Below are 5,440 nucleotides of genomic sequence, written 5' to 3' on the forward strand. Positions count from 1 at the left end.
GCCTACAACAACACCCCCAGAAAGTGCCTCGGCTTCCGTACCCCCGCCGAGGCGTTCCAACTGTTGCACTTCGAATGTGAATCCACATCCTGACTTCCGTCAGCATGACGAAGGTGGGAGTTGCGCGATCACCCCGTCTCCGCCAGCCGGTCGAGGATCGGGCAATCGGGCCGGTCGTCGCCATGACAGCGTTGCGCCAGGTCGAGCAGCGTTCCGCGCATCTCCTCCAGCGCGCGCGCTTTTCGGCCGAGTTCCTCCGCGCGCGCGATCGCCAGCGCCTTCACGTCGGCGCTGGAGCGGTGCCGGTCCTGCCACAGCCCGAGCAGCGAGCGGATCTCCTCGATCGGAAAGCCCAGGTCGCGGGCATGGGCGACGAAGCGCAGCCGCGCCACGTCCGCCTCGGCATAGTCGCGATAGCCGCTGTCGCGTCGCAGCGGCGCGGGGATCAGCCCGATCTTCTCGTAATGGCGGATCATCCGCTGCGAGATGCCGCTCGCCGCCGCCGCCTCGCCGATGTTCATAGCCGTACTCCGTTGAGCCTGAGCGCGTTGGTCACCACCGCGAACGACGACAGCGCCATCGCAGCCCCGGCGAGCATCGGCGACAGCAGGATGCCGGCGATCGGATAGAGCACGCCCGCTGCCACCGGCACGCCGATGCCGTTGAACAGGAAGGAGAACGCGAGGTTCTGGCGGATGTTGCGCATCGTCGCCTTCGCCAGCCGCTGCGCGCGCACCATCGCCGCCAGATCGCCCTTCGTCAGCGTCAGCCCGGCGCTCTCGATCGCGACATCGGTGCCGGTACCCATCGCCACGCCGACGTCGGCGGCGGCCAGCGCGGGCGCGTCGTTGATCCCGTCGCCCGCCATCGCCACGGTCGCGCCCCGCGCCTTGAGTTCGTCGACGATGCGCGCCTTGTCCTCGGGCGTGAGCTCGGCATGGACCTCGTCGATCCCGCCGATCGTGCGCGCCACGGCCTCCGCGGTACCCCGCCCGTCGCCCGTCAGCATGACGATGCGCAGCCCCTCGGCGTGGAGATCGGCGATCGCCTGCGCGGCGGACTCCTTGACCGGGTCGGCCACGGCAAGCAGCCCCGCGAGGCGGCCGTCGAGCGCAACCAGCATCACCCCCGCCCCGTCGCCGCGCAGCGCCTCGGCACGCTCCGCCAGCGGCTTCGGGTCGGCGCCGACCTCCTCCAGCATCGCGGCGTTGCCGATCGCGACGCTGCGGCCGTCGACCTGCGCTTCGACGCCGGCGCCGGTGACCGAGCGGAACGCATGCGCCTCCGGCACCGTCAGCCCGCGTTCCCCGGCGGCCGAGACGACCGCATGCGCGAGCGGGTGTTCGGAATGCGCTTCGACCGCTGCCGCGAGCGCGAGCAGTTCGTCCTCCGCCACGTCGATCGGTTCGATCGCGGTTAGCTTGGGCTTGCCTTCGGTCAGCGTGCCGGTCTTGTCGATGACCAGCGTGTCGACGGTGTCGAGCGCCTGCAACGCCTCGGCATCCTTGACCAGCACGCCGCCCTGCGCGCCGCGGCCGGTGCCGACCATGATCGACATCGGCGTGGCGAGGCCGAGCGCGCAGGGGCAGGCGATGATCAGCACCGCGATCGCGTTGAGCAGCGCATGGCCGAAGCGCGGCTCCGGCCCGACCAGGTTCCACACCACGAACGTCGCGAGCGCGACCGCGATCACCAGCGGCACGAACCAGCCGGCGATGCGATCCGCCACCGCCTGAATCGGCGCCCGGCTCCGCTGCGCCGCGGCGACCATCGCGACGATCCGCGCGAGCACCGTGTCGGCGCCGACCGCGCGCGCCTCCATCACCAGGCTGCCGGTGCCGTTGACCGTGCCGCCGGTCAGCGTCGCGCCGACATCCTTGGCGACGGGCGCCGGCTCGCCGGTGAGCATCGCTTCGTCGACCGCAGAGCTGCCCTCGACCACTGCTCCGTCGACCGGCACCGCCTCGCCTGGCCGCACGCGCAGCCGGTCGCCCGAAACGATCGCGTCGAGCGGCACCTCCGTGTCCTTGCCGTCGGCGCCGATCCGCCGCGCCGTCTTGGGCGCCAGCGTCATCAGCGCGCGGATCGCCCGGCCGGTGGCGGCGCGCGCGCGCAGTTCGAGCACCTGGCCCAGCAGCACCAGCGTCACGACCACGCCCGCCGCCTCGTAATAGACCGGAACGCTGCCGTGCGCGCGCAAGCTGGCCGGGAACACGCCCGGCACCAGCGTCGCCACCAGGCTGTAGAGGAACGCCGCCCCTACCCCGATCGACACGAGCGTGAACATGTTGAAGTGCCGCGAGCCGAGCGAGGCCCAGCCGCGCGCGAAGAACGGCAGCCCCGCCCACAGCACGATCGGCGCCGACAGCGCGAGCTGCACCCACGGCAACCACGCCGCCGGCACCAGATGCAGCCCCAGCATCTCCGCGCCCATCGACACCGCCAGCAGCGGCACCGCCAGCGCCGCGGAAATCCAGGTGCGGCGGGTGAAGTCGACGAGCTCCGGGTTCGGCCCGTCGTCGAGCGACGGCGCCTCCGGCTCCAGCGCCATGCCGCAGATCGGGCAGGTGCCGGGACCTTGCTGGCGCACCTCCGGATGCATCGGGCAGGTGTAGGTCGCGCCGGGCACCGCCGCCGCCTGCGGGCGCGGTTTCAGATAGGCTTGCGGATCGGCGACGAACTTGGCGCGGCAGCCGGCCGAGCAGAAGTGATAGGCCGTGCCGGCATGCTCGGCATGGTGTGCCGTGGTCGCCGGATCGACCGTCATGCCGCACACGGGATCCTTCGCCGCGTGCGCCGTCGAGCCGCAGCCACCGCAGCACCCGCCGGTACCCTGCCCGTGATCGTCCATCGCATCCTCCATCGCCGCTAGATGGGGACTGACATGGTGTCAGGGTCAAGGCGCGACGGCGCGATCGGCGCGTCCCTCGAAGGATCGCGGAAACCGACGCGGCTGCGGACACTTAGCCGGACTGGGACGTTCCGCCGGATAGTGAACCTGACACCGTTGGGGTGGCGGATAACCTAGGTTTGTCTTGCTGGGGACGGCTGGGCGCCGACGCGACAACGATACGAACCGGGGCAGACCGCCCACGATCCGAGGAGCCGAGATGACGACGGCAGAGCACAGAACCAGGGACGACCGCATGGCATCCGATCCGATCGACCGCGCGGGCGCGTGGCACCCGTTGCACGGGATGCTCGCCGCCTATCCGCTGGTGTGTTTCACCGGCGCGCTCGTCACCGACGTCACCTATGCCAACACCGCCGAGATGCAGTGGGCGAACTTCTCGGTCTGGCTGATCGCCGCCGGGGTGATCATGGGTGTGCTCGCCGCGATCGCCGGCATCGTCGACGCGCTGCGCACCCGCCACACGCGGCGTCGCTCCTCGTGGCTGCACTCGCTGCTGACCGCGGCGACCTTCGTGGTCGCCATCGTCAACGGCTTCATCCACAGCCGCGACGCCTGGACCTCGGTGGTTCCGGGCGGGCTCGTCCTGTCCGCGATCACCGCCGTGCTCGTCCTCGCCTCGAGCTGGATGGGCTATAAGATGTTGGGCCAGCGCCGGGCGGGAGTGGCATGATGCGCAAGACCTTCCTCGCCGCCGGCACCGCGTTCGCCCTAGCCTCCTGCGCGAGCGGCGGCGACAATCCGCACCAGCAGACCGGGCCCGATCCCCAGCTGCCGGCGATCCAGCAATATCTCGTGCCGCCGATGCACATCGCGACGGTCGTGCCGTGGAACGGTGCCAAGCCGACGGTGCCCGCCGGTCTGCAGGTCTCCGCCTTCGCCGACGGCTTCAAGAACGTGCGTGGGCTCTATGTCCTTCCCAACGGCGACGTGCTGGCGATCGAGCCCAAGGGGCCGAGCGAGCCGGTGACTCGGCCCAAGGACATCGTCGTCGGTTTCATCCAGGGGTTCGGCCACGCCAAGACGCAGGGCGGCAACCGCATCACCCTGCTGCGCGACGCCGACGGCGACGGCCGGCCGGAGCTGCGCACTACCTTCCTCGACGGGCTCAACGCGCCCTTCTCGGTCGCGCTGGTCGGCAGCGACCTGTACGTCGCCAACACCGACGCGATCGTCCGCTACCCCTATGTCGCCGGGCAGACGCAAATCACCGCACCCGGGCAGGTGCTGACCGAGCTGCCCGGCGGCCCGATCAACCACCACTGGACCAAGAGCATGGTGGCGAGCCCGGACGGGTCCAAGCTCTACGTGGGCATCGGTTCGAACAGCAACATCACCGAAAAGGGGATGGAGGCCGAAAAGGACCGTGCCCGCATCTGGGAAGTCGATCGCGCTACCGGCGCCCATCGCGCCTATGCGACGGGGCTGCGCAACCCCAACGGCCTGAGCTTCCACCCTGCGACCGGCCAGCTGTGGACCGTGGTCAACGAACGCGACGAGCTGGGGCCGGACCTCGTCCCCGACTATATGACCTCGGTGCGCGATGGCGGCTTCTACGGCTGGCCGTGGAGCTATTGGGGCCAGCACGTCGATCCGCGCGTCCACCCGCAGCGCCCCGAAATGGTCGCACGCGCGATCAAGCCCGATTATTCGCTGAGCTCGCACGTCGCGCCGCTGGGGATGGTCTTCGCGACCAGCACGTCGCTCCCGCCCGCGCTGCGCGGCGGCGCCTTCATCGGCGAGCACGGCAGCTGGGATCGCGGCCACCTCAACGGCTACAAGGTGGTCTTCATTCCCTTCGCCGGCGGGCGCCCGAGCGGCAAGCCGGTGGACGTGGTCACCGGCTTCGTGGACGACGACGGCGAGGCGCGCGGCCGTCCGGTTGGCGTGACGCTCGACCGCACCGGCGCGCTGCTGATCGCCGACGACGTCGGCAACGCCATCTGGCGGGTCACGGCGGCGCCGGGCGGGTAGCGCCGGCCCGGCCCGCCGCTGCGGCAGAGGTCGGGCCCGGCGGTTGGCGGGCGCGGCGAGCTGTGGGAAGAAGCCGCCATGGACAGGCGTCTCGTCCCGCTTCTCACGGCGTTGCTGCTCGGCGTCGGCTATTGGCAGCTCGTCTGCCGGATCGCTGCCGTCGCGGAACCCTGGGACGCGCCCACCTACTGGACCCTCGCCTATCCGGCCGCGCTGATCGCCTCGGCCGCGGCGGGAGCCCTGCTGCGGCGCAGGGCGGCGCTCGCAAGCGGCCTGTTCGTCTTCTCGCAGCTTGCCGTGCTGTGGATCAACGCCGGCCTCGACGGCATGTGGCCGGTCGGGGTGCTCTTCGCCGTGCTGCTTAGCCTGCCCGCCGTCGCGATCGCCACGCTGGCGCGGGCGCTCGCGTCGAAGGTGGATGCCGCCTAGGCTTGATCGACATTCATCCATTGCCCGTTCGTCTCGAGTAGGGATCGAGCTTGTCGAGAGCCCGTATCGAGAGAGCCCCAACGACCGACCTCTCGATACGCCGTCTCGACAAGCTCGACGGCTACT

General features: G+C 70.6%; 5 protein-coding genes. 3 read left to right on the forward strand and 2 right to left on the reverse strand.

Annotation, left to right across the window (positions count from 1 at the left end; genetic code table 11):
* Positions 1–128: 128 nt before the first annotated feature.
* Together cueR and ACBY01_RS17055 are read right to left on the reverse strand one after the other, a co-directional pair.
* Positions 129–521, reverse strand: coding sequence for a Cu(I)-responsive transcriptional regulator (gene cueR, locus ACBY01_RS17050; RefSeq protein WP_416462183.1), 393 nt, complete (start codon positions 519–521; stop codon positions 129–131).
* Positions 518–2,767 carry a heavy metal translocating P-type ATPase gene (locus tag ACBY01_RS17055; RefSeq protein WP_416462187.1) on the reverse strand — a complete coding sequence of 750 codons (2,250 nt, stop codon included), beginning with the start codon at positions 2,765–2,767 and terminating at the stop codon, positions 518–520. Before ACBY01_RS17055 ends, cueR begins: the two co-directional genes overlap by 4 nt.
* Before the next feature lie 379 nt (positions 2,768–3,146).
* Between ACBY01_RS17055 and ACBY01_RS17060 the strand changes: the two genes are divergently transcribed.
* The 3 genes from ACBY01_RS17060 to ACBY01_RS17070 all read left to right on the forward strand — a co-directional run bounded on the left by ACBY01_RS17060 (position 3,147) and on the right by ACBY01_RS17070 (position 5,314).
* Positions 3,147–3,584 (forward strand): DUF2231 domain-containing protein, encoded by a 438-nt coding sequence (locus ACBY01_RS17060; RefSeq protein ID WP_416462184.1) that lies wholly within the window; start codon positions 3,147–3,149, stop codon positions 3,582–3,584.
* Entirely contained in the window at positions 3,581–4,885 is a 1,305-nt protein-coding gene (locus tag ACBY01_RS17065) for a PQQ-dependent sugar dehydrogenase (RefSeq protein WP_416462185.1), read from the forward strand. Before ACBY01_RS17060 ends, ACBY01_RS17065 begins: the two co-directional genes overlap by 4 nt.
* Before the next feature lie 78 nt (positions 4,886–4,963).
* Complete coding sequence (locus ACBY01_RS17070) at positions 4,964–5,314, forward strand: hypothetical protein (protein ID WP_416462186.1); 351 nt, start codon at positions 4,964–4,966, stop codon at positions 5,312–5,314.
* Positions 5,315–5,440 lie beyond the last annotated feature (126 nt).

This window comes from Sphingomonas mangrovi, assembly GCF_047975845.1.
GTDB lineage: Bacteria > Pseudomonadota > Alphaproteobacteria > Sphingomonadales > Sphingomonadaceae > Sphingomonas.